The 21,993-nt window shown below is 72.5% G+C and carries 18 protein-coding genes; 7 read left to right on the top strand and 11 right to left on the bottom strand.

From position 1 onward, the window contains the following. The first annotated feature begins 3 nt into the window (after nucleotides 1-3). From pcaG to pcaD, 3 genes are read left to right on the top strand one after another with little or no spacing between them, the layout of a single operon-like run. Nucleotides 4-609: a protocatechuate 3,4-dioxygenase subunit alpha gene (pcaG, locus tag OHA64_RS40265; protein ID WP_405621972.1), complete on the top strand. Its 606-nt coding sequence runs from the start codon at nucleotides 4-6 to the stop codon at nucleotides 607-609. Then, nucleotides 606-1,937 (top strand): 3-carboxy-cis,cis-muconate cycloisomerase, encoded by a 1,332-nt coding sequence (gene pcaB, locus OHA64_RS40260; RefSeq protein ID WP_405621970.1) that lies wholly within the window; start codon nucleotides 606-608, stop codon nucleotides 1,935-1,937. Before pcaG ends, pcaB begins: the two co-directional genes overlap by 4 nt. Next, nucleotides 1,934-3,061, top strand: coding sequence for a 3-oxoadipate enol-lactonase (pcaD, locus tag OHA64_RS40255; RefSeq protein WP_405621968.1), 1,128 nt, complete (start codon nucleotides 1,934-1,936; stop codon nucleotides 3,059-3,061). The genes pcaB and pcaD overlap by 4 nt, the downstream gene beginning before the upstream one ends. 100 nt (nucleotides 3,062-3,161) lie before the next feature. Here the strand turns inward: pcaD and OHA64_RS40250 are convergent, their stop codons facing one another. Further along, the gene (locus OHA64_RS40250) at nucleotides 3,162-5,846 is read right to left on the bottom strand and encodes an ATP-binding protein (RefSeq protein WP_405621966.1); all 2,685 of its coding nucleotides are present in this window, start codon (nucleotides 5,844-5,846) and stop codon (nucleotides 3,162-3,164) included. 335 nt (nucleotides 5,847-6,181) lie between these two features. Here OHA64_RS40250 and OHA64_RS40245 point away from each other — a divergent pair, with 335 nt between their 5' ends. Continuing rightward, nucleotides 6,182-7,177 (top strand): DUF2510 domain-containing protein, encoded by a 996-nt coding sequence (locus OHA64_RS40245; protein ID WP_405621964.1) that lies wholly within the window; start codon nucleotides 6,182-6,184, stop codon nucleotides 7,175-7,177. 191 nt (nucleotides 7,178-7,368) lie between these two features. On the opposite strand, the gene OHA64_RS40240 is transcribed toward OHA64_RS40245, so the two are convergent. Further along, nucleotides 7,369-8,037 carry a TetR/AcrR family transcriptional regulator C-terminal ligand-binding domain-containing protein gene (locus OHA64_RS40240; protein ID WP_405621962.1) on the bottom strand — a complete coding sequence of 223 codons (669 nt, stop codon included), beginning with the start codon at nucleotides 8,035-8,037 and terminating at the stop codon, nucleotides 7,369-7,371. Nucleotides 8,038-8,244: 207 nt separating this feature from the next. On the opposite strand from OHA64_RS40240, the gene OHA64_RS40235 reads away from it, so the two are divergent. Together OHA64_RS40235 and OHA64_RS40230 are read left to right on the top strand one after the other, a co-directional pair. After that, a complete protein-coding gene (locus OHA64_RS40235) occupies nucleotides 8,245-9,042 on the top strand; it encodes a phosphatase PAP2 family protein (RefSeq protein WP_405621960.1) in 798 nt (265 codons plus the stop codon). Continuing rightward, nucleotides 9,039-10,001: a hypothetical protein gene (locus OHA64_RS40230; protein WP_405621958.1), complete on the top strand. Its 963-nt coding sequence runs from the start codon at nucleotides 9,039-9,041 to the stop codon at nucleotides 9,999-10,001. Before OHA64_RS40235 ends, OHA64_RS40230 begins: the two co-directional genes overlap by 4 nt. Nucleotides 10,002-10,061: 60 nt before the next feature. On the opposite strand, the gene OHA64_RS40225 is transcribed toward OHA64_RS40230, so the two are convergent. Next, complete coding sequence (locus tag OHA64_RS40225) at nucleotides 10,062-10,907, bottom strand: phospholipid scramblase-related protein (protein ID WP_405621956.1); 846 nt, start codon at nucleotides 10,905-10,907, stop codon at nucleotides 10,062-10,064. 64 nt (nucleotides 10,908-10,971) lie between these two features. Continuing rightward, entirely contained in the window at nucleotides 10,972-13,023 is a 2,052-nt protein-coding gene (locus OHA64_RS40220; RefSeq protein ID WP_405621954.1) for a phosphocholine-specific phospholipase C, read from the bottom strand. Between the two features lie 154 nt (nucleotides 13,024-13,177). Here OHA64_RS40220 and OHA64_RS40215 point away from each other — a divergent pair, with 154 nt between their 5' ends. Next, a complete protein-coding gene (locus OHA64_RS40215) occupies nucleotides 13,178-14,476 on the top strand; it encodes an MFS transporter (RefSeq protein WP_405621952.1) in 1,299 nt (432 codons plus the stop codon). Here the strand turns inward: OHA64_RS40215 and OHA64_RS40210 are convergent. From OHA64_RS40210 to OHA64_RS40180, 7 genes are all read right to left on the bottom strand, one after another. Beyond that, nucleotides 14,465-15,406: a sugar phosphate isomerase/epimerase family protein gene (locus OHA64_RS40210; protein WP_405621950.1), complete on the bottom strand. Its 942-nt coding sequence runs from the start codon at nucleotides 15,404-15,406 to the stop codon at nucleotides 14,465-14,467. The genes OHA64_RS40215 and OHA64_RS40210 overlap by 12 nt on opposite strands. Continuing rightward, the gene (locus tag OHA64_RS40205) at nucleotides 15,403-16,014 is read right to left on the bottom strand and encodes a nucleoside deaminase (RefSeq protein WP_405621948.1); all 612 of its coding nucleotides are present in this window, start codon (nucleotides 16,012-16,014) and stop codon (nucleotides 15,403-15,405) included. The genes OHA64_RS40210 and OHA64_RS40205 overlap by 4 nt, the downstream gene beginning before the upstream one ends. Before the next feature lie 15 nt (nucleotides 16,015-16,029). Beyond that, the gene (locus OHA64_RS40200) at nucleotides 16,030-17,556 is read right to left on the bottom strand and encodes a GMC oxidoreductase (RefSeq protein ID WP_405621946.1); all 1,527 of its coding nucleotides are present in this window, start codon (nucleotides 17,554-17,556) and stop codon (nucleotides 16,030-16,032) included. 68 nt (nucleotides 17,557-17,624) lie between these two features. After that, nucleotides 17,625-18,770 (bottom strand): ROK family protein, encoded by a 1,146-nt coding sequence (locus OHA64_RS40195; protein WP_405621944.1) that lies wholly within the window; start codon nucleotides 18,768-18,770, stop codon nucleotides 17,625-17,627. After that, entirely contained in the window at nucleotides 18,764-20,191 is a 1,428-nt protein-coding gene (locus tag OHA64_RS40190; RefSeq protein WP_405621942.1) for a carboxylesterase family protein, read from the bottom strand. Before OHA64_RS40190 ends, OHA64_RS40195 begins: the two co-directional genes overlap by 7 nt. After that, entirely contained in the window at nucleotides 20,188-21,069 is an 882-nt protein-coding gene (locus OHA64_RS40185) for a carbohydrate ABC transporter permease (protein WP_405621940.1), read from the bottom strand. Before OHA64_RS40185 ends, OHA64_RS40190 begins: the two co-directional genes overlap by 4 nt. Beyond that, nucleotides 21,066-21,986, bottom strand: coding sequence for a carbohydrate ABC transporter permease (locus OHA64_RS40180; protein WP_405621938.1), 921 nt, complete (start codon nucleotides 21,984-21,986; stop codon nucleotides 21,066-21,068). Before OHA64_RS40180 ends, OHA64_RS40185 begins: the two co-directional genes overlap by 4 nt. Between the last annotated feature and the right edge of the window lie 7 nt (nucleotides 21,987-21,993).

Here is a 21,993-nt window from a genome sequence, read left to right as displayed (position 1 = left end):
GCCATGACACGGATCGACACAAGCCGTCCGGAGACCGTGCTGCCCACCCCGTCGCACACGGTCGGCCCGTTCTACGGTCATGCCCTGCCGTTTCCCGGCGGCGGCGACATCGCCCCGCTCGGCCACCCGGACACCATCGCCGTACAGGGGTACGTGTACGACGGCGAGGGCAACCCGCTGCCGGACGCGTTCGTGGAGCTGTGGGGCCCGGACCCGGACGGCAACCTGCCGACGGTGGACGGCTCGATGCGGCGCGACCCGGCGAGCGGCGGCTTCCTCGGCCGCAACGGCGTGGAGTTCACCGGCTGGGGCCGCGTCCAGACCGACGCCAACGGCCACTGGTCCGCGCGCACCCTCTGGCCCGGCGCCCGCGGGCAGAGCGCCCCGTACCTCAGCGTGTGCGTGTTCGCGCGCGGGCTGCTGGTGCATCTGTACACCCGGATCTACCTGCCGGGCGACGACGCGGCGCTCGCCGGGGACCCGCTGCTCACGCGACTGGACGCTCAGCGGCGCGACACGCTGATCGCCGCCGCGCAGGGCGACGGCACGTACCGTTTCGACATCCGCCTTCAAGGCGAAGGCGAGACGGTCTTCCTGGAGTTCCAGTGACATCTGCCCCACCGGACGCCGGCCTGCTCGCCCCCGGGTGGGCGGGCTCCCCCGCCGCGGCCACGACCGGCGACCACGCGTTCCTCCAGGCGCTGCTCGACGCGGAGGCCGCGCTGACCCGCACTCTGGCCGCGCGGGGGCTCGCGCCGGCCGAGGCCGCGACGGCGGTGACCGAGGCGGCCGACGCCGGCCGCTTCGACGTACGGTCGCTCGCGGAACGCGCACGGGCCGGCGGGAACCCCGTCATCCCACTGGTCGCCGATCTGACGAAGGCGGTCGGCGAGGAGTACGGCCCGTTCGTCCACCGGGGCGCCACCAGCCAGGACATCATGGACACGGCGACCATGCTGGTGGCGGGGCGCACGCTGGCCCTCGTCCTCGACGAACTCGGCCGCACCGAGCGGGCACTGGCCCGCCTCGCCGCCGAACACCGGGACACGGCGATGCCGGGCCGGACGCTGACCCAGCACGCCGTCCCCACCACGTTCGGGCTGAAGGCGGCCGGCTGGCGGTCCCTGGCGCTGGACGCACGGGACCGGGTGACGGCCGTACGGGACGCCCTGCCCGCCCAACTCGGCGGTGCCGCCGGTACGTTGGCCGCGTTCCAGGCGTACGGCGCGGCGGACCCGGCCGCGCTGCCGCGGGCCTATGCCCGTGAACTCGGTCTCCGGGAGCCCGGGCTCCCCTGGCACACCCTGCGCACTCCGATCGCCGACCTCGCCGGCTGTCTCGCCTTCGCGGCCGGAGCCCTGGGCAAGATCGCCGAGGATGTGCTCACCCTCTCCCGCACCGAGATCGCCGAGGTGACGGAGGGCAGCGGCGGCGGTTCGTCGGCCATGCCGCACAAGGCGAACCCGGTGCGGTCCACGCTGGTCGCCGCCGCGGCCCGGCGCGCTCCACAGCTCGCCGCCACGCTGTACGGGTCGCTGGCGGCTCTGGACGAGCGGCCGGCCGGCGCCTGGCACGCCGAGTGGGAGCCGCTGCGGGACCTGCTCCGGCTGGTCGGCGGCGCGGCCCGCGACACCGCCGAACTGACCGAAGGGCTACGCGTCCACGCCGACGCCATGCGCGAACACCTGGGCCTCACCCACGGGTTGGTCGTCTCCGAGCGCCTGTCCGCCGAGCTGGCGCCGCTGCTCGGCCGGGCCCGCGCCAAGGAGCTGCTCACCGACCTCGCCCGGCGGACCTACGGCGAACACCGGACTCTGCGTGAACTCCTTGCCGAGGAACCGGAGTTGAAGGACCTCGACCTCGACCGGCTCACCGACCCCGCCCGCTACACGGGTGCCGCCGCAGCCCTCACCGACCGTGCTCTGGAGCGACGTTGACCGCCGAACTTCTCAACCACCGTACGGAGGGGCCCGCCACCGCTCCCCCACTGCTGCTCGGGCCCTCACTGGGTACGTCGTACGCCCTGTGGGACAAGGTCGCCCCCGAGCTGTCCGTCACCCACCGGGTGGTCCGCTGGGACCTGCCCGGGCACGGGGGCTCCGCGGCCGACCTGATCGGGCCGGGCGCGAGCGTCGGTGACCTCGCCGACCTGGTGCTGGCGCTCGCCGACTCCCTCGGTGTCGACCGGTTCGCGTACGCGGGCGTCTCCCTGGGCGGCGCGGTCGGACTGCATCTGGCCGTGCACCATCCGGAGCGGGTGGCGTCGCTGGCGGTGATCTGCTCCTCGGCCCACTTCAACGGCGCGAAGCCGTGGCAGGAGCGGGCCGAGCGGGTCCGGCGCGAGGGCGTGGAGTGGCTCGCGGAGGGCGCCGACGCCCGCTGGTTCACGCCCGGGTTCACCGTGCCGGACCTCGTCCGCGACCACCGGAACGCCGACCCGGAGGCGTACGCCGCCTGCTGCGACGCGCTGGCCGCGTTCGACCTGCGGGACCGGCTGGACCACATCGCCGCACCGACCCTGCTGGTCGCGGGCCGACAGGACCCGGCGACCCCGCCGGCGCATCTGCGGGAGATCGCGGACGCGGTCGAGGGCGCCACGCTCGTCGAGCTTCCGGACGCCTCGCACCTGGCGCCCGCGCAGTGCCCGGAGGCAGTGCTGACAGCGCTGCGGGCCCACCTCCGAGGGCCCGCCCCGCGGGGCATGAAGGTGCGGCGTGAGGTGCTCGGCGACACCCACGTGGACCGGGCGCAGGCCCGGCAGACGCCCTTCACCGCACGGTTCCAGGACTTCATCTCGCGCTACGCGTGGGGCGAGATCTGGACCGACGAGACCCTCACCCGCCGTGAGCGCAGCATGATCACACTGACGGCGCTGGTCGCGCACGGCCACTACGACGAGCTGGCCATGCATGTGCGGGCGGCCCGGCGCAACGGGCTCACACCGGACGAGATCGGCGCGGTGCTGCTCCAGACGGCCGTGTACTGCGGGGTCCCGGCGGCGAACTCGGCCTTCGCGACGGCCCAACGGGTGCTGGCGGAGGAGGACGGCACCGCGGGGTGACCTCGACGGTGCCGGACCCGGACGGCGGGCCGCGGTGTGCCTCTGGCGGTCATGGTGTCAGGAGCACCTCGTCAACACGCCCGTCCCTCTGCCCAGTTACCTATCGCAGCCCGCGCACGGCCCCCAGCGCCGCGCTCGCCCGGTCCGCCAGCCCGTCCGCCCCGCAGGAATGCGCCAGTGCCAGGCCCCGGTCGAGTTCGGTGACCGACCGGGACAGGATGCCGTACTCGACGCGGGCCGCCGCGTGTTCGTACTGGCAGGGCGAGGCCTCCAGATAGGTGACCGCCTGCCCGGCGAGCCGGACCGCGCGCTGACCGGTCTCCAGGGCGGCCGCGCAGCGCAGGGCCTCGCCTATGGCGGTGTCCGTGCCGAAGCGCTCGGCGTGCCGGCGGGCCTCGGTGGCGAGCCGGGCAGCGCGGCCCGGGTCCTCCACGGCGAGGGCGCGGGCGAGGTCGACGGCCCACGGGACCAGTACCGGGTTGTGGTGGCCGCGCGCGGCCGCTGCCTTCTCGGCGGCCTCCAGTTCGTTGACACCGTCCTTTGTGCGGCCGACCGCGAGCAGGAGACGGCCGCGTACCGAGCGGGGGTCGGGCAGCACGATCGTGGACGGGTACGGCGGGGCGAAGCCGTACTGCTCGGCGATCGACCAGGCCTCGTCGACATGGCCGCGGGCGAGCAGGGTGTCGACGAGGTTGCAGGTCGCCGACCAGTACAGCGGCAGCCCGCGGCCGACGCGTTCGGCGATGCGCAGCGACTCGCGCAGGGACGCCTCCGCCTCCCTGAGCCGGCCGCGCCTGCGGTGTCCGAGACCGACGTAGGCGTGCGCCAGGGCGAGGTGGCCGCCGCTCCAGCCGGACGACTCGTAGGCGCGCAGGGCCTGGGTGAACAGGCTCTCGGCGCGGTCGAGTCGGTCGGTGTAGGCGTACGAGGAGGCCAGCATCATGGGGAGTTCGACGCCCCACTCGGTGTCCGTCCAGCCGAGGCCGGGTGCGAGCAGGCCGTTGACCAGGGCGCGGTCGGACAGTTCGACGACTTCCTCGGCGTTCTCTCCGTGGGTCATGGCGTCGAAGCCGCGCAGGATGAGCAGGGCGCGCTCGGCATTGTCCCGGCCGGCGCAGGTCCTGGCGAGTTCGGCGAGACGCTGCGAGCGTCCCGGGGAGGCCGTCTCGCCCGCGTGGATGCCCTCCCACATGTACTGCACGGCCTGCAGCCGCATCCGGGCAGGCCCGGACACCTGCCGGGCGGCCTCCGTCTCGACCGTACGGACGGCCTCCTCCAGCTGGTCGTTGTGCAAGAGCGCCTGGGAGAGGCGGAAGACGGCGTCGACGCGTTCCGCGTCGTCCAGGCCCGGCATGGCGAGCGCGGTCTGGAGGTGGTCGATGGTCCGGGCGGGCGCGGTCAGCAGGGTGGCGCAGCCGAGTTCGTAGAGCACCCGCGCGTGCACGTCCGGCGACGGGGGTTCCAGCAGGGCACGTTCGAGGCAGCGGCGGGCCGCGTCGGGGGCGCCGACGGCGAGGTGGTCGCGGGCGGCCTCACGCAGCTGCTCGACGAGTTCGTTGTCGTCGTCCGGGTGGACCTGGAGGAGGTGACGGGCGGCGGCGGCCGCGCCGCGCCCGGAGTCGGTGACGACCTGGGCGGCGATGCCGTGCATCGCGGTGCACAGGGCGGGCGGGATGGAGGCATAGACGGCGGTGGCGATCAGCGGGTGGACGAACTCCAGGTCACCGTCGTCCACTTGGGCGTTCGCCGGGTCGGACGTGGTCAGGATGCGGGCGCTGCACAGCAGTTCGGCACAGCGCACCGCCTCGGCGCGGCTCAGGGTGGCGAGCTTGGCCACCAGGTCGACGGAGATGTCGGTGCCGAGGATCGCCGCAGCCCAGGCGAACCGGGTGGCGTCGATGCCGAGTTCCTCCAGGCGGGCGACGAGACCGCCGCCGCGGGCCGCGCGGTTCAGGGCGCGCAGTTCGCCCGCCGCGCCCTCGGAGGGTTGCAGCCCGCTGTCGCGCACCTTGGCGAGGAGTTCGACGGTCTCGTACGGGTTGCCGTCGGTGACGGCCCACACCTCCCGGCAGAACGGGGCGTCGGCGTGGTCGCCGAGGGTGGCGCGGGTGAGGCCGGCGGTCGCCTGCGGGGTGAGGGCGCTCAGGGTGGTGGCGGGGGCGCCCGCGGTGTCCGCGATCGCGTCGAGGAGCCGGGCGCTCTCGCCGCTGACCTCGCCTGGGCGGCGGGCCACCACGACCAGCGCGGACAGGTCGTCGAGGCGCTCGGCGAAGGCGGCGAGCCAGCGCAGGGTCTCCTGGTCGGCCCAGTGCGCGTCGTCGATCAGCAGCACCAGTGGCCAGTCGCGCCGGGCCAGCCGGCGCACCGCGGCGACCAGTCCGTCGGTCACGTTCTGCGGGTCGGCCTGGCGTTCGCCGGGCTCGGTGAGGCCGAGGGCGGGGCCGGCGATCTCGTACCAGTCGCCGAGGTACTCGCGTATCTCCTCCGGCATCAGCGACACCAGGGCGGGCTGCAACAGCTGACGTACGACGTTGAAGGGGACGGACCTGAGGGTCTCGCCGCCGCGCGCCGACCACACCGTGCAGCCGAGCCGTTCGGCGATGCGGCGGGTCTCGGCGAGCAGGGCCGTCTTGCCGAAGCCGGCCTCGCCCCGGATCACCAGCAGCCTGCCCGAGGAGGCGCTGTCCGCGCGCAGGTCCCGAACCGCCCGTACGACGGAGTCGACTTCCGCGTCGCGCTCCCACAGGGCGGCCGAGACGGCCGTCGTGGGCTGTACCTCCGTCATCCCCCAACCTCCCCAACGTCGCCCGAACGGCGTACAGAACTCGAGCGTAGCCGTACCGCCGCCGAAGCGGAGCCCGGTCCGGGCACCTGTTGCCGTGACGGGTGACGTCGGGTACGGCGGTCGACGCGCCTTGCCCGTGACCAGCGGCCATGAAACCTGACCAGCAGTCAGGAATGCCCGTTCACGGGAGGGAGAAGGCCTTCACTGCCGGAGGAGAGGCCCCCTGCCCAGGAGCAAGTGTCCGGTGCGGCTCGTACCGGACTGATCTCGGCCGGAAACGGGCCGACCGGGGTCCCTCTCATCCCTCTTTCACCGAGTGCTCATACGGTGGGGGCATGACGCAGGCGACTCCTCCCGGCTGGTATCCCGACCCGGGGCAGACAGATGACGCTCCCGCCACCGAACGCTGGTGGGACGGTAAGGCATGGACGGACCAGACCCGTCCGACGGGATCGGCCGCCGCATGGGGTCCCCCGCCGCAGGCGCCGGCCGTGGGGCCGTACCCGGAGCATCCCGGGTACCCCGGCTACCCGGCGTACCCGGCCCAGCCACCGAGCGGCTCACGGCGCGGGCTGCGCGCCGGCATCGCCGTGGGTGCGGCGGTCGTGGTCCTGGCCTGCATAGGCGTGGGCGTGTACGCCCTGTCCAGCGGCGACAGCGGGGCCAGTGACACCGCCGACTCGCGGCCGGGCCCGGGCGGCCCCTTCGGCGGCTCGGGAGGGTCCGGCGGCTCGGGCGGCTCCGGCGGCCAGTCGCCCCGGCCCGACGGGTCTCCCGCGCCCGACCAGTCCGAGGCACCGAAGATCGAGAGCGGCTCGGTGACCGACGCGGTCGACGGGATCAGCCTGCCGATCCCGGACGGCTGGTACGGCCAGGAGCTCTCGGTCGGCGCGCAGCTCACGTCGAAGGACTCCTACAACTGCCCCGGCGACACCTCCCAGAAGTGCACGAAGGGCGGCGCGTACTCCGCGCCCGCGCTGGCGCTCCGTACCAAGGGGGCCACGGCCGAGGAGGTGGCGAAGGCCGACATCTCGGCCAATGCCAAGGAGTCCTACGGCTCGGGCTACGGCGAGATCACCTCGCACGACGTGCTGGCGTCCAAGGCGGTGACCGTGGCCGGGCAGAAGGGCTACCTGGTCCGCTGGAAGGCGGTCACGAGCAAGGGCTCCGACGGGTACGTCCAGTCGCTGGCCTTCCCCTCCCCCGCCGACGCCCAGCAGATCGTCGTCGTCCGCTTCGGCGTGGACGTCGACCAGAAGCAGTCCGTCCTCGACGACGTCACCAAGGGCATCAAGGTGTCGAAGGGCGGCGGCAACGGCCAGGACGTCTGATCGTTCCCGGGACACGAAACGGCCGGGTGGAGCGCCCCTCCGCTCAAGAGGCACCCCACCCGGCCGGGGTTGCGCGCCGCCCCCGTCCCCACGGCGGCGCGAGCAGGTCACCGTCCAGTCATCCCGTGGACGGCGGCCTGGGTCTCAGGTACGCCTGGGCTTCAGGTCACGCCTGGGGCCTGTCCGGTGGATCAGGCCCCGGACGCGGACTGCTCGGTCGACGGTGCCTCACCGCCGCCTGATCCGCCGGGCAGGCCCAGCGCGGGCAGCACCGCGGCCTCGACGAAGCGGACCATGTAGTCCGGGTCCGCGTACGTTCCCTCCAGGACGGGCCGGGCGCGCAGGACGCCGAACATCTGCGCCGGGACGTACTCGAGCGCCCGGTGATCCGCGGCGACCTCGCCCCGCTCGACGGCCCGCCGGAGGATCTCCCGCAGCGCGGCGATCTCCGGCTCCACGATGGCCTCGCGCAACGCCTGAGCCAGCTCGTCGTCCTGGGTGACGGCGTGACCCAGGGCGTGCACCAGCTTGGTGTCGTTCAGCGACCAGGCGCCCGCCGCCCGGGCCGCCTCGCGCAGATCCTCGGCGAGCGATCCGGTGTCGATGCCGGTGAAGCGCACCCGCCGGTTGGCGCGCAGGGCCGCCGCCACGAACTGGGGCTTGGTCCGCCACTGCCGGTACAGCGTCGACTTGCTGCAGCGTGTGCTGGCGGCGACGCCCTCCATGCTCAGGGAGTCGTACCCGCACTCACGGATCTGTTCGAGGACGGCGTCGAAGAACTCTTTCTCACGCTCGGGCGTGATCTTGGAGCGGCGCGATGCGGCAGCCGTCTCCGGTCCTTCCGCGGCCTGCGACGTCATCTGCTCGTCTCCTCGCTCGGTCCGGCGACCTCAACGCTCGCGTTCCAGTGTGTCGTACGTCAATCGATACGCCAGTGTACCGATACGCCATCGTATCGGTACACTGGCGTTTCGGTACGCACCCGTACCGATGAGTTCCGCGTGCTCGACGAGCAATCAGTTCGTACGGCACGGCACTCGCACCACCGTCAGCGAAGGGGCCGGGGGATGAATGCCCGCACCGAGCCTGCAGAAGCGAATCCGGACGCTGTAGCCCGGCCGCCGCTCGTCCGTGAGCTCCTGCTCGTCGCAGGTCTCTTCCTCGTCTACAAGTTCGGCCGACAACTGGCCACGGGCCACACCGCCGAGGCCTTCCGCGACGCCCACCGCGTGTGGGACCTGGAGCGGGCCGCCCACCTGCCCGGCGAGGGCTCGGTACAGTCCCTGCTGCTGCACGGCGACACGCTCGCGCGCGTCGCGAACACCTACTACGCGACCGTCCACTTCCCGGCCACCGTCGCGTTCCTGGTCTGGCTGTATCTGCGCCGCCCGGCCCACTACGTGTGGGCCCGCCGCGTCCTGGCCGCGCTCACCGCCGCCGCCCTGGTCACGCACCTGATGTTCCCGCTCGCCCCGCCGCGCATGCTGGCCGAGGCCGGCCTGGTGGACACCGCCCGGGTGTACGGCCCCTCGGTGTACGGTCCGCCGCGGACCGACCACCTGTCGAACCAGTTCGCGGCGATGCCGTCGCTGCACTTCGGCTGGGCGCTGATGGTGGCGATCGGCCTGATCGTGGCAACCCGGTCGCATTGGCGGTGGCTGTGGCTGCTGCACCCGCTCGTGACCCTGCTGGTGATCGTCGGCACGGCGAACCACTACTGGCTCGACGCGCTCGCGGCCGGTGTCCTGCTCGCTCTCGCGCTCGCGGTGATCCACCTGCCGCACCGGACGGCCACGACCGCAGGACGCGTGCCCGAGAGACTCGTACCGGTCGACGAGAACGCCCTGGTCGGAGCGGGCCGATGAACGCCACCCTGCTCGCCGTCACCCTGTCCTTGTTCTCCGCCGTCGCCTACGCCGGCGCGGCCGTCGCCCAGGAACGACTCGCCTCCCGCAACCCGGGCTCGGGCCTGCTGCGGCTGCTGGGGTCGGGCGCCTGGTGGTGGTCGGTCGGGCTCAACGCGTCGGCCGCGCTGCTGCACGTCGTAGCCCTCAAGTACGGTCCGCTGACCGTGGTCCAGCCGCTCGGCGCACTCACCCTGGTCGCGGCGGTGCCCCTGGGCGCGCGCATCGCGGGACGGCGGGTCGCCGCGGCGGAGTGGCGGGGTACCGCGCTCACCCTGGTCGGCCTGTCCGCGATCCTGGTCACCGCGTCCGGGCCGGCCCCGGAGGGAGTGCTGAGCGTGCGCGAGGCGCTGGCGGTCGCGGGCGTGACGGCGACCCTGATCGGTGTGCTGGCGCGGCCGGGAGCCCGGCCCGGCCTCAGGCACGCGAGTGCGTCCGGCTTCGCGTCCGGAGTCGCCTCGGCGCTCACCCAGACGGTGACGGTGGCCGTGACGGACCACACGGAGTCGCTGTTGGGCGTGCAGGTGATCGGGGTCGCACTGCTCGTCGCCGCCTTCGCGACATGCGGACTGCTGCTGTCCCAGACCGCCTACCGGGACGGCCTCGGTGCCCCGCTCGCGGTGGTGACCCTGGCCAATCCGACGGCCGCCGCGGCGATCGGGCTGGCCCTGCTCGGCGAGCGACTGCAGGGCGGCGCCGCGGGCGTGCTCCTGGCGCTGGCGGGCGCGGGACTGGCGTCGTGGGGCGTGCTGCTGCTCACCCGGGCGACACCGCACGTCGCGGAGGACGGCCGCCCGGTGGAACCTGTGGACGACGACCACCCCGTGGCGGCGGTGCTGGCGCTGGAGCCGACGACGGCGACGGTCGAACCGGCGCTGGTTCCCCGGCAGGCGACGCCAGGACACCTCACACCGCTCTGAACATCGCTCCCACTGCGAACATGGCTCCGGCCGGGCGCGTGCCCGGCCGGAGCGACAGGCTCAGCCGAATCCGCGCGAGTCCTGCTTGAGCGCGGTGTCGACGGTCAACGCCGTCGCCACGACCAGGCTCAGCAGCGGCTCGGGCAGCTGGTAGTGGATCTGCAGGACGTAGTTGTCCGCGGTCGTGAACATCGTCTTGGCGAGGCCTTCCCAGGTCTTGGTGATCCGGGCGACCTCGTTCTCGGTGTGGTCGACGATCGCGAAGTTCCAGGCCCGCCAGTTCTCCGCCTTGATAGCGCCGACCTGCTGGCCGTTCACGTTCAGCGCGAAGTTGATCTTGCCGATCATGTTCTGCTGGACGATCTCACCCACCGGCGAGCCGTCCGGACGCTGCACGACGACCCGCGACTTGAGGAACTTCCGCGGCCGCGTCAGCAGCAGCACCGGCTGCCCGTAGGTGTCGCGGATCTCCAACTTGTGCGTCATGAACTGGTCGATGCTGGCGACGAAGCGCAGGATCTTCTTGAGCGCGCTCTGCCCGACCTGGACGACCGAGCCGAGCTGGTTGCCGTTCTGATCCATGACCGTGTACTCGTTGGTCAGCTCGATCAGCTTGGCCTTCTGGTTCACCACGAGCACCGGCTCGCTGAACAGGGTGCCGCCGCCGGGGCCGCTCGCCGCGACCCCGGCCTGCTGCTGCACCTGGCGCTGCACACGCGGGTCCGGACCGGCTTGCTGCTGCGGCATCTGCGGCGCCGCCTGCTGCACCGGCCGGCCCTGCGCCGCCTGCTGCTGGTCCGGATTGGTGTGCTGGGTCCACTGCGCGCCGTCCCAGTAACGGAGCGTCTGGGCCGCCCCGTGCGGATCGGGGTACCAGCCTGCAGGAGTGTTCGATTGCGTGGTCACCGGGGCACACTACCCCGGGGCCATCGGTTTCCGGCCAGCCCCAGCAGGCCGCTCCACACAGGCTTTACTCCGTTGTGACGGCCGGGTCACTGACCCCGGGACGCCCGTTCTCGACATGTCCGGCAAACCGCCACACAAAGGCCGGGTCGGCCTCGGAGCTGACGGTCAGGTCGTACCAGCGCCTGCTCGCCACGAGGTCGAAGGTGTGCGTCACGGCGGTGCCGGCCCGCACCGTGAAGGTCCTGGCGCGGCCGCCGTAGCCGTCGGTGACCTTCAACCGGGCCGTGCCGGAGCCCTTGTTGGTGAAGGTCAGCTCGACGTCGTCACCGGTGTGGCGCGCGGTGACCTCGGGTCCCGCCGCCTTGTTCGACCCCTTGAAGGCGCGCAGGAAGCCGTTCGGACCGTGCACGGTCAGGTCGTACGAACCCTTCGAGTACGCCGAGTTCCAGGTGTCCGAAACGCTCTTGCCGGCCTCGGTGGTGTAACTCCACGGTCCGTCGGTCCGGTTGCCGGAGGTGACCAGGAACGCGGCACCCGCCTTCGCTCCGGAGGCGAAGGCGAGGGTGAACTTCCCGTTCGCCGTGTCCGCCGAACCGTCCACACGCGGCGCGTACGCGAGCGGGCGGGCGGGGCGCAGACCGCGCTCCTGCCGGGGCAGCGCCGGGTGGGCGGGCGGAGTCGGCACGTAGTCGGGGTGGCGGTCACGGTCCGGCGGCTCGTAGCCGTCGGTGTCCGGGAGCGCGACCGGACGGGTGTCCGAGCGGGAGAAGTCGAACGCGGCGCTCAGGTCGCCGCAGACGGCCCGCCGCCAGGGCGAGATGTTCGGCTCGTGCACACCGAAGCGGCGCTCCATGAACCGGATGATCGAGGTGTGGTCGAGCGTCTCGGAGCAGACGTAACCGCCCTTGCTCCAGGGCGAGACCACGAGCATCGGCACCCGCTGACCGAGACCGTACGGCCCGGCGACATGGCTGGAGTCGCCCTTGAACAGGTCCGGGCCCACGTCGACCGTGGACTTGCCCTGGTCGGCGGAGGCGGGCGGGAACGGCGGGACCAGGTGGTCGAAGAAACCGTCGTTCTCGTCGTACGTGATGAACAGGGCGGTCTTCGCCCACACCTTGGGGTCGGCGGTCAGCGCGTCCAGGACCTGGGCGATGTACCAGGCGCCGTAGTTCGCGGGCCAGTTGGGGTGCTCTGTGAAGGCCTCGGGGGCCGCTATCCAGGAGATCTGCGGCAGCCTGCCGCCCTTGACGTCGGCCTTGAGCTGGTCGAAGTAGCCCTCGCCCTTGGTGTAGTCGGTGCCGGTGCGGGCCTTGTCGTACAGCGGGTCGCCGGGCTTGGCGTTCCGGTACTGGTTGAAGTAGAGCAGCGAGTTGTCGCCGTAGTTGCCGCGGTAGGCGTCGTTGATCCAGCCCCAACTGCCGTCCGCGTCAAGGCCGTCACCGACGTCCTGGTAGATCTTCCAGGAGACCCCGGCCTTCTCCAGGCGCTCGGGGTACGTCGTCCAGCCGTAGCCGACCTCGTCGTTGCCGAGGACCGGACCGCCGCCCGTGCCGTCGTTGCCCGTGTAGCCCGTCCACATGTAGTAGCGGTTCGGGTCGGTGGAGCCGATGAAGGAGCAGTGGTACGCGTCGCAGATGGTGAAGGAGTCGGCGAGCGCGTAGTGGAACGGGATGTCCTTGCGGTTCAGGTACGCCATGGTCGTGGACCCCTTGCTGGGCACCCACCTGTCGTACGCGCCCCCGTCGAACGCGGCATGGCCGTCGTTCCAGCCGTGCGGTAGGTCCTGGATGAAGGCCAGGCCCAGATCGTCGGCGTCGGGGTGGAAGGGCAGGACGTCCTTGGTGCCGTCCGACTGGTGCCACACCGTCCTGCCGTCGGGCCGGATCACCGGCCGCGGATCGCCGAAGCCCCGGACGCCCCGCAGCGAACCGAAGTAGTGGTCGAAGGAACGGTTCTCCTGCATCAGGACGACGATGTGCTCCACATCCTCGATGCTCCCCGTGCGATGGTTCGCCGGAAGGGCGGCCGCGCGCTGAATGCTGTTCGACAGCGCGGTGAAGGCCGTGGTGGCGCCCCCGAGCTGGAGGAATCTGCGCCGATTGACTTCGGGCATGGTGGGTGCCTCTCATCCTGGGGTGCGGATGGCCGGAACGTGAGCGCATGCGCGCGGTGCGAGCTTCCCAAGCCCACCAAACGTCAGGGAAGGGTCTGGTGTCGCTGATGTGAAAGTCGTCGGTACGAGAGGTGTGCCGACGCCGGAGCGGGGGATGGTCGCGATCATGACAGAGACACACACGTCGCCGTCCACCCCGACGAAACGGCCCGTACGCCAGCTCCTCGCGGCCTCCGTGGGCAATGCCGTGGAGTGGTACGACTGGTACGCCTACACCTTCCTGGCCACCTACATCGCCGCCGAGGTCTTCCCGAAGAGCGCGGACAACTCCTTGGTGCCGCTGCTGTCGACGTTCGCGGTGTTCGCGGTGGGCTTCTTCATGCGGCCGGTCGGCGGACTGCTGATGGGCACCGTCGCGGACCGGCACGGCCGGCGCGCCGCGCTCACCGTCACCATTCTGCTGATGGGCGGCAGCAGTCTGCTGGTCGGGCTGACGCCGACGTACGCGGCGGTGGGCGTCCTCGCCCCGGTGATCCTGGTGCTCGCGCGGCTGCTCCAGGGCCTGTCCGTGGGCGGCGAGTTCGCGGCCTCGACGACCTTCCTGGTCGAGTCGGCGGGGCCCGGCCGGCGCGGGCTGTTCTCCAGTTTCCAGTACGTGTCGACCACGGCCGGTCAGCTCGTCGCGTCCGGGATCGCCACCCTGCTCGTGGACACCTTGAGCGACGGGCAGATGAACGGCTGGGGCTGGCGGATCCCCTTCGTCCTCGGGGCCGTACTCAGCCTGGTCGGCTTCTGGATCCGGCAGGGCGCGCAGGAGACCCGCAGCGCCGAGCAGCAACAGGCGCCGCGCCCCGGCCTGTTGGAGGCGCTGCGCCGCCACCCCCGCGAGTCCCTCCTGATCTGCGGCATCACGGCGGGCGGCACCATCGCCTACTACACGTGGACCTCGTACCTGCCGACGTACGCCGAACTCAACGCGGGCGTCGACAAGTCGGACGCCCTGCTCGCGGGCACGATCTCGCTCGCCTTCTTCGGCCTGCTCCAGCCGCTCGGCGGACTGCTCTCCGACCGCTTCGGCCGCCGCCCCCTGCTCCTCTTCTTCGGCCTCGGCTTCGCCCTCCTGAGCGTCCCGCTGCTGCACTCCCTGCGCGACTCCTTCGTGGTCCTGCTGCTCGTGCAGTGCGCGGGCATGATCCTGCTGACCGGCTTCACCTCGATCAGCGCGGCGGTCAACGCCGAGATCTTCCCGCCCCGGGTGCGGGCGGCCGGCATCGGCTTCCCCTACTCCTTGACGGTCGCCCTCTTCGGCGGCACGGCACCGTACGTCGGGACCCTCTTCAAGGAGACCGGCCACGCGGGCCTGTTCCCCTGGTACGTCGCCGTCCTCTGCCTGGTGTCCTCGCTGGTGTATCTGCGGCTGCCGGAGACGGCGCACACGGAGCTACGCCGTTGAGGGCATCGTCCACTCCTTGGCGACGGCCTTCCCCGCCCGCAGCGCGGCCACGGGGTCGGCCGCCTCGTCCAGTTCGATGAGGACGGTGCCCGCGCCGGGCGTGCGCGCCATCGCTTCGGCCCAGCCCCGCCAGTCGACGATGCCCGTGCCCAGTGCGGTCATGTACGGCTGCTGCCGGGCGTAGATCGTCTCGTCGATGGTGAGGGCGACGTCGATGGGCTTGACCGCGTCCTTCCAGTGCGCCAGGGCGATGCGCGGGGTGTGGCGGCGCGCGACGGCCACCGGGTCCCCGCCCCCGAGGGCGATGTGGCAGGAGTCCGGGCACAGCCACACGTAGCGCGGGTCGGTGAGCGCCATGAAGAGGTCGATGTCCCGCTCGTACCAGAGGGTGCTGTGGGACTCGGTGTGGAAGGCGAGCTTCACGCCCTGCCGGGCGACCGCCTCGCCTACGACATGGGCGATGTCGGCCATGCGGGCCATGTAGGCGGCGTCGACGAAGAAGGGCGGCCGCTGACCGTACGTCGTGCGCATGGGCAGGCCGGCGACGAGGAGGTCCGCCCCGACGTCGGCGAGGAAGCCTGCGCGGCGTTCGGCGTCGGCGACGATCGCGGGCAGGTTGTCACCGTGCCGCCAGTCGGGGGCGTCGCTGCCGGCGACGAAGGCGCTGACGACCGAGAGGCCCCGGGCGGCGAGTTCGCGGCGGAAGGCGGGTGCGCTGCCGAAGGCGCGCAGCGCGGAGTCGAGGTCGCCCGGGGCGAAGGTCAACTCCACACCGGTGAACCCGGTGTCGGCCAAGACGGCCATCACCCGCTCCCAGAAGCGGCCGGGGTGGGCGAGAGCCCAGTCCCGTACGGCGTCCGCGGACTCGAGCCCCCAGAACTCGGGGTGGTAGAAGGTGATGATGTCGGTCGCGAAACGGGGCGTCGTCATGCGGCACCTCCGCGGGCGTTGTAGACGACGATGCCGGCGGCGGTGTCGACGGCCTCGCGGTAGTCGCGGAACACCGCGAGGGCCTCGTCGCGGAGCACGTCCCCCACGACCTCGATGCCACGTGCCTCGAACTGCTCGGCCCAGTCCGCGCCGAGCGGGCCCTCGTCGAACGTGGTGATCTCCTCCAGCTCCGGTCCCTGACCCGCCACCACCAGGCTCCGGACGCCGGACCACAGGGTCGCGCCGTAACACTGCACGCACGGACGCCAGTTGACGACGAGTTCGTGCACGGGCAGTCCGGCGCCGCCCAGGTCCCAGCCGCCGGTCGCCGTCTGGGCCAGGCCCAGTGCGACGACCTCGGCATGGGCGCTGGAGACGCCGGAGGCGAGGACGACGTTCACGCCGACCGAGACGATCCGGCCGGTGTCCCGCTCGGCGACGAGGGCCGCGAACGGACCGCCGTTGCCCTCGCGCCAGTTGCGGTCGGCGAGCCGGTGCACGAGACGCATGCGGTCCTCGCGGCCGGGGAGGGCAGCGGGCACGTCGGCCAGCTCGTCGTCGATCCACGCCGGCAGGGCGACGCGGTATTCCTTCGCGATGTCGATCATCGATGGGTCTCCTGGTCAGTTCGCGGCGAGTGCTGTGGTGCGGGCGGACACGGCCCGGGCGGCCCGGAGTGCGGTCACCGCGCCGGTCAGGGTGACGTTGGCGGCCATCGCGGTGGGGATCACGCCGTTGCCGGCGAGGTACAGGTTGTCGTGGCCCCACACCCTTCCGTCCGGGTCGCACACGCTGGTGCCGTCGTCGGCGGGGCCGCAGCGGACGGTGCCAGTCTGGTGCAGGGACGAGCCGGGCGGCAGCAGGGCGCTCTCGGTCGCGGGATCGAACGGGCCGAACTCCGCTGCCAGCGACCGGACTTCGTCGAGGGCCCGGTCGATCAGGGCGCGGTCGGCGTCGCCGTAGCCGAACTCGACGGTGATCCGGGGCATCCCGGCGAGGTCGGTCTCGGTCTCGGAGAACACCAGCCGGTTGTCGGGGCGCGAGACCACGGGGGCGTACAGCGACAGGCCCACGGAGTGGGCGAGGGGCCGGCCCTCCTCGTCGATGTAGGTGCGGTTCATGATCTGGCCGTGGAAGGGCTGCGCCGCCCCGTTCTGCGGCAGCCAGAGCGAGTCCGTGCTGAACTCGCCGGGGCGCGGCAGGGGCAGGGCGTCCAGGCCGATGCCGAACCGGTCGAGGTCGAGCAGGACCCGGGCGGTGATGAACGCGTGCTCGTTGAGGTGCCGGCCCAGCGCGGGCGGCCGGATGCCGGAGGCGAAGAGCAGTTGGGGCGTGCGCAGGGCGTCGGCGCACACGACGACGGTGTCCGCGCGCAGTTCCGACTCGGCGCCGTCGGCGACGCGGCGCAGCCGGGCGCCGGTGACCCGGCCGTCCGAGACGAGCAGGGACGTCGCGAGGGTGCCGGTCAGCAGAGTGAACGCCGGGTCGCCGCCGGTCGCGAGGGTGGGGAAGATCGTCGCCGGGGCGGTGCGGGGCATCGGGCCGGCCGGTGTCGGGGTGACGGCCATGGGCATCGGCTGGGGCCGCCGGTCGTCCGGCCCGAGGCCGCCGTAGCGCCGGCGCAGGACGTCGAGGACCAGGTTCCCGACCTCGGTCGGGCCGATCGCGGAGGGATTGACGGCGAGCAGGCGGCGCGCGGTGTCGAGGTCCGCCGCCCAGCCGGCCGGGTCGCCGAAGTCGAAGACCTCGTCCCCGGCGGGCCACGGTGTCGCGGCCGTCCAGTGGACGCCCATGCCGCCCGCGTTCCACGCGAGCGCCGTCGCGGGCATCGCCTCGGCGTCCTCGCCGAAGGCCAGGGCGTGGAACATGCCGGGTGTCAGGTCGGTGAGGCGGTCCGCGACCTCCCGGACCACCTCGGCGCCCGTGTACATGCCCTGGACGCCGGTGGCGACCCGTTCGTTGTAGCGCGCCCACAGGGCCGGGTCGTCCAGGTCGTGCAGGTGCAGTCCGGGGGCCTCGCCGATCGCGCTGCCGCCGTCGACCATGGTGATGCGCAGCGCGGGATCGCCGTCGCGCAGCCTCCGGGCCACGAGGGATCCCATGATGCCGCTGCCCACGATGAGGACGTCGGTGTGGGGGGTGTGGGTCACGGTGGGACTCCAGGGGTCGGGCCGCGGGGGGACGCACGGGGGCGCGGCGGGGACTTCGGCGTAGGTGTTCACGCGCGCGGGACGAGGGGGCCGAACAGCTCCGTGTCCATACGGTCGAGGGCCAGCTTGACGGCGCCGACCAGGGCGGCGTCGCGGCCCAGACAGGTGGCGCGCAGCTCGATCGCGGGGGTCCGGGCGTCGCGCATCGCCTCCCGCACCCGGGGCAGCAGCACGTCGGCCGCGTCCTCCAGGCCTCCCCCGAGCACGATGAGCGACGGTGCGACCGTCCACGACAGGAGGGTGAGGATCGACGCGATGTTCTCCACGAACTCGTCGACCTCGGCGAGTGCCTGGGCGTCGCCTTCCCGGGCGGCCGCGAACCGGTCGAGGGCGACGCTCCGCCTGGCCGGGTCCGGTGAGCTCAGCCAGGCCACGGGGTGGTTCTCGACCGAGACGGTCGGGATCGAGCGGGCCTCGACGATCTCGCCCGCGGCGCCGTCGAGGCCGCGATGCACGGCGCCCCGGATGAGGATGCCGAGGCCGGTGCGGTTGCCGAGGATCGCCCACACCATGTTGTCGTGGTCGCCTGCCACGCCGCGCCAACGCTCCGCGAGGGCACCGAGGTTGGAGTCGTTGTCGGCGAACCAGGGCATCGGGATGCGCCGGTTGAGTTCCTCGGGCAGGTGCACGCCTTCCCAGTGCGTGGTGTGCACCAGGCGTCGTACGACGCCCTCGTCGTCGATCGCGCCGCCGCCCGCGACCGCGCCGGCGCGCAGTCGGTCCGCGGAGCCGCCCGCGTCGGCGAGCGCCTCCCGGACGAGGGCCGCCGCGTCGTCGAGCGTGACCTGCGGGTCCTGGTAGGCGCGCAGCGGGCCCCGGGCCCGGCCGAGGATACGTCCGCGTACGTCGGCGACGACCGCGGACGCGTCCGAGGTGGTGATGTACACGGCCGCCAACAGGGCGTGTTCGGCGCGCAGTTCGTAGCGTCGGGCGGGGCGCCCGGCGGAGCCGCTGATCGGCACCCGGTCCAGTTCCGCCACCCAGCCGGCCTCGACGAGCGAGTCCAGGATGAGTTCGATGGTGCGCCGGGAGAGGCCGGCCTGTTCGGCGAGCGCGGTGAGGGTCGTCGGTCCGGCCGACACCGCGAGGGCGCGCAGGACGACCGAGGTGTTGACGCGTCGGACGGCGCTCTGGTTCATCCCTGCCATCAGCATGCCTTCACCGCCCCGGACGCCGTGCGGACGACGGGGTCGTACACGCCCGTGGTGTCGGCGACGAGGGGCGCGCCGGGACGGCCGTACTCACGCGCCGGATCGCCGAGCGCGCCGGTCGCCCGTGCCCGGGCCGGTTCCTCGCCGTGGAGGAACGCGACCAGGTCGGCGTGCATCGAAGTGGCCAGTTCCTGGGGCGGGTTGGGGCCGAGCGCCTCGGCCGTGCCCGGGGCGTCGAGCACGTCGAAGAAGTACGGGAGGTCGGCACAGTGCGCGGCGCCGCCCAGCACGGGTGAGGGCCACTCGAAGGAGTACAGCCAGGTGCCGGCGCGGGCGGTGCGGCGGGCGGCCGCGGTGCGCGGGCAGGCCGCGCGGAACAGGGTGTCGGTCAGGCGGGTGCCCGCCTCGCGGCTGCCTGCCTCGCGAGCGCCGCTCTCGCGTGCGGTGTCGTTCGCGGGATCGGAGGGTCCGGCGTCGAACTCGTCCCCGGTGGCGCCGATCAGCAGGGGGACATCGTGCCCGTGCACGGCCAGTCCGTCGGCGACGGGCACCGGCAGGAGGTCGTCCCCGACGAACGGGCCGAGTATGAGTTCGTCGCCGACGCCCCCCTCGTCCCGCAGGTCGAGGACGGCCCGCTGGATCTCCGTCACGTCACGGCCCGCGAACCCGGCCCGTGTCGCCGGAACGCCGAGCCGTTCCCCGAGCCGTCCGAGGAAGCCGGGCGTTGCGCCCCCTTCGAAGAACCCGCCGGACAGGCTGACCGCCCGCTGGAATCGGCCGCGGCCGGCCGGTGAGGAGAGCAGCGCGAGCACGGCCGCGCCCCCGGCGGACTGCCCGGCCACGGTGACCCGGTCCGGATCACCGCCGAACGCGGCGATGTTCTCCCGCACCCAGTCGAGGGCGAGCAGCAGGTCGCGCAGCCCGAGGTTGGTGGGGACGTCGTCCAGGACGGCGAACCCGTCCACTCCGAGCCGGTAGCCGACGGTGACGCAGACGACGCCGTCGCGGGCGAAGGCGCGGCCGTCGTACCAGGGGCTGGCGGGGCTGCCCGCCAGGAACCCGCCGCCGTGGATCCACACCAGGACCGGGAAGGGCCCGCGGTCGTCGTCCCGGTCCGGGGCGACGACGGCGAGGTTCAGGATGTCGTCGCCCGGGACCGACGGTTCCGGCACGGTGGTCGTGGCGAACAGCGGCACCCGCTGGGCGGTGGGCCCGTGCCGGGACGCGTCGTACGGCTCCCGGAACCGGCCGCGCGGCACGGGCGCGGCGAACCGCCGTGCGCCCACGGGGGGTTCGGCGAAGGGGATGCCGAGGAAACGCCGTGTCCGACGGCTGCGGCGGCCGATGATCTGCCCGGCGGGGGCGCGCACTGTGACCGGATCGCCCGGTGCGTCGAGGGAGTTCACCACGTTCACCACGCTCACCGCATTCCCGTTCCGGAGACGCCCTGCACGAAGTAGCGCTGCAGGAACAGGAAGAGCAGCAGGACCGGCAGCATCACGACGAGCGCGCCGGCGAGCGTCAGGCCGTAGTCCGTGACGTGGGCGGCGGCCTGGCTGGTGGCGGCGAGGCCCACCGGCAGGGTGTAGCTGGACATGCTCTGAGCGACGATGAGCGGCCAGATGAAGTTGTTCCACGAGGTGAGGAACGACATGATCGTGATCGTCGCGACAGCGGGGCCGGCCAGCGGGAGGAAGATCCGGAAGAAGATCCGGAACTCGCCCGCGCCGTCGATCCGGGCCGCCTCCAGCAGTTCGTCGGGGATCGACGCGGCGTACTGCCGCATGATGAACACGGACATCGGCGTGGCCACGCCGGGCAGCGCGATACCGGTGAGGGTGTCCGCGAGACCCAGGTCGACGGTGATCACGAACTGGGTGACGAACACCGCGGTGAACGGCACCATCATGGCCGCCATGACCGCGCCGAACGCGATCCGCTTGCCGGCGAAGTCGAGTTTGGCGAGGGCGTAGCCGGCGGCCGACGCCGCGACGATGTTGCCGGCCACCACGATGACCGCCACGACGACGCTGTTCACCATGAACTGCCCGAACCCCTCGGTCCTGAACAGCCGCACGAAGTTGTCGAGGGTGACGTGATGCGGGAGCCAGGCGCCGGGGTCGGAGCGGATCTCGGCGAGGCTGCGCAGCGAGCCGCTGATCACCCAGAGGAAGGGCAGCAGGGTGAGCAGCGCGCACAGCGCCAGCGCGCCGTACAGGAGCGGCCGGGCGACGGAGCGGCGGGGCCGGGCGGTCCGGTCGGTGGCGGTTTCGGCGTTCCGCAGTGCGGCGACGGTGGTCATGAGCGGGGCCTCAGCATCCGGAACTGGACAAGACTCACCAGGGCCACCATCAGGAGCATCACGAAGGACGCCGCCGAGGACATCCCGAACTCACCGGCCCCGAACTGGTGGTAGGTATACAGCGCCACGGACTCGGTGGAGCCGAGCGGGCCGCCGTTGGTGAGCAGGTACGGCTCGTCGAAGACCTGGAGGTAGAAGACGGTCAGCAGCACCGACACCATCAGGGTGGTGGGCAGCAGCAGCGGCACGGTGATGTGCCTCAACTGCCGCCACCGGCCCGCCCCGTCGAGGGAGGCGGCCTCGTACACGTCCTCCGGTACGGCTTGCAGACCGGCGAGGAACAGCACCATCGCGGTGCCGAAGTTGCGCCACACCCCGAGCAGGATGACCACCGGCATGGCGAGGTTCGGGTCGTCCAGCCAGTTCGGTCCGGCGAGGCCGACGGCACCGAGCGCCTTGTTGACGGTGCCGTCGGCCTGGAAGGCGTACTGCCAGATCAGGGCGACCGCCACGACGTTGGTGACGACCGGCGCGAAGAACAGGGTGCGGAAGGTGCCGCGCAGCCGGCGGATGCCGGAGTTCAGTACGAGGGCCAGCACGAAGCCGATGGCCATGGTCAGCGGCACGCCGACGGCCACGAACAGGGCGGTGTTCAGGATGTCGCGCAGGAACGTCGTGTCCTGGAACAGCCGGACGAAGTTCGTGAGGCCGGTGAAGTCGACCGCGAGCGGATGCCTGAGGTCCGTGCCCCGCAGGTCGGTGAGGCTGAACCCGAGCGCGGCGACGGTGGGGATCGCCGTGTAGAGCAGGAACACGACGGCGAACGGGGCCAGGAACAGCCAGGCGACCGCGGTGCGGCGGGCCCCCCGGGAGCGCGGTGCGCCGCGCGGGGGTCCGGGGACGAGGGTGGTGGTCATCGGCAGC

The sequence above is a fragment of the Streptomyces sp. NBC_00076 genome, assembly GCF_045041235.1.
GTDB lineage: Bacteria > Actinomycetota > Actinomycetes > Streptomycetales > Streptomycetaceae > Streptomyces.
Note: the sequence above shows the minus strand (reverse complement) of the source record. Positions and strands in the feature narration are given on the sequence as shown.

Bases quoted from the DNA above. Each gene is read 5' to 3' on its own strand.
- pcaG (WP_405621972.1), top strand. From the start codon at position 4: ATGACACGGATCGACACAAGCCGTCCGGAGACCGTGCTGCCCACCCCG.
- OHA64_RS40250 (WP_405621966.1), bottom strand. From the start codon at position 5,846: ATGACGGAGGTACAGCCCACGACGGCCGTCTCGGCCGCCCTGTGGGAG.
- OHA64_RS40245 (WP_405621964.1), top strand. From the start codon at position 6,182: ATGACGCAGGCGACTCCTCCCGGCTGGTATCCCGACCCGGGGCAGACA.
- OHA64_RS40240 (WP_405621962.1), bottom strand. From the start codon at position 8,037: ATGACGTCGCAGGCCGCGGAAGGACCGGAGACGGCTGCCGCATCGCGC.
- OHA64_RS40235 (WP_405621960.1), top strand. From the start codon at position 8,245: ATGAATGCCCGCACCGAGCCTGCAGAAGCGAATCCGGACGCTGTAGCC.
- OHA64_RS40230 (WP_405621958.1), top strand. From the start codon at position 9,039: ATGAACGCCACCCTGCTCGCCGTCACCCTGTCCTTGTTCTCCGCCGTC.
- OHA64_RS40220 (WP_405621954.1), bottom strand. From the start codon at position 13,023: ATGCCCGAAGTCAATCGGCGCAGATTCCTCCAGCTCGGGGGCGCCACC.
- OHA64_RS40215 (WP_405621952.1), top strand. From the start codon at position 13,178: ATGGTCGCGATCATGACAGAGACACACACGTCGCCGTCCACCCCGACG.
- OHA64_RS40210 (WP_405621950.1), bottom strand. From the start codon at position 15,406: ATGACGACGCCCCGTTTCGCGACCGACATCATCACCTTCTACCACCCC.
- OHA64_RS40205 (WP_405621948.1), bottom strand. From the start codon at position 16,014: ATGATCGACATCGCGAAGGAATACCGCGTCGCCCTGCCGGCGTGGATC.
- OHA64_RS40195 (WP_405621944.1), bottom strand. From the start codon at position 18,770: ATGCTGATGGCAGGGATGAACCAGAGCGCCGTCCGACGCGTCAACACC.
- OHA64_RS40185 (WP_405621940.1), bottom strand. From the start codon at position 21,069: ATGACCACCGTCGCCGCACTGCGGAACGCCGAAACCGCCACCGACCGG.
- OHA64_RS40180 (WP_405621938.1), bottom strand. From the start codon at position 21,986: ATGACCACCACCCTCGTCCCCGGACCCCCGCGCGGCGCACCGCGCTCC.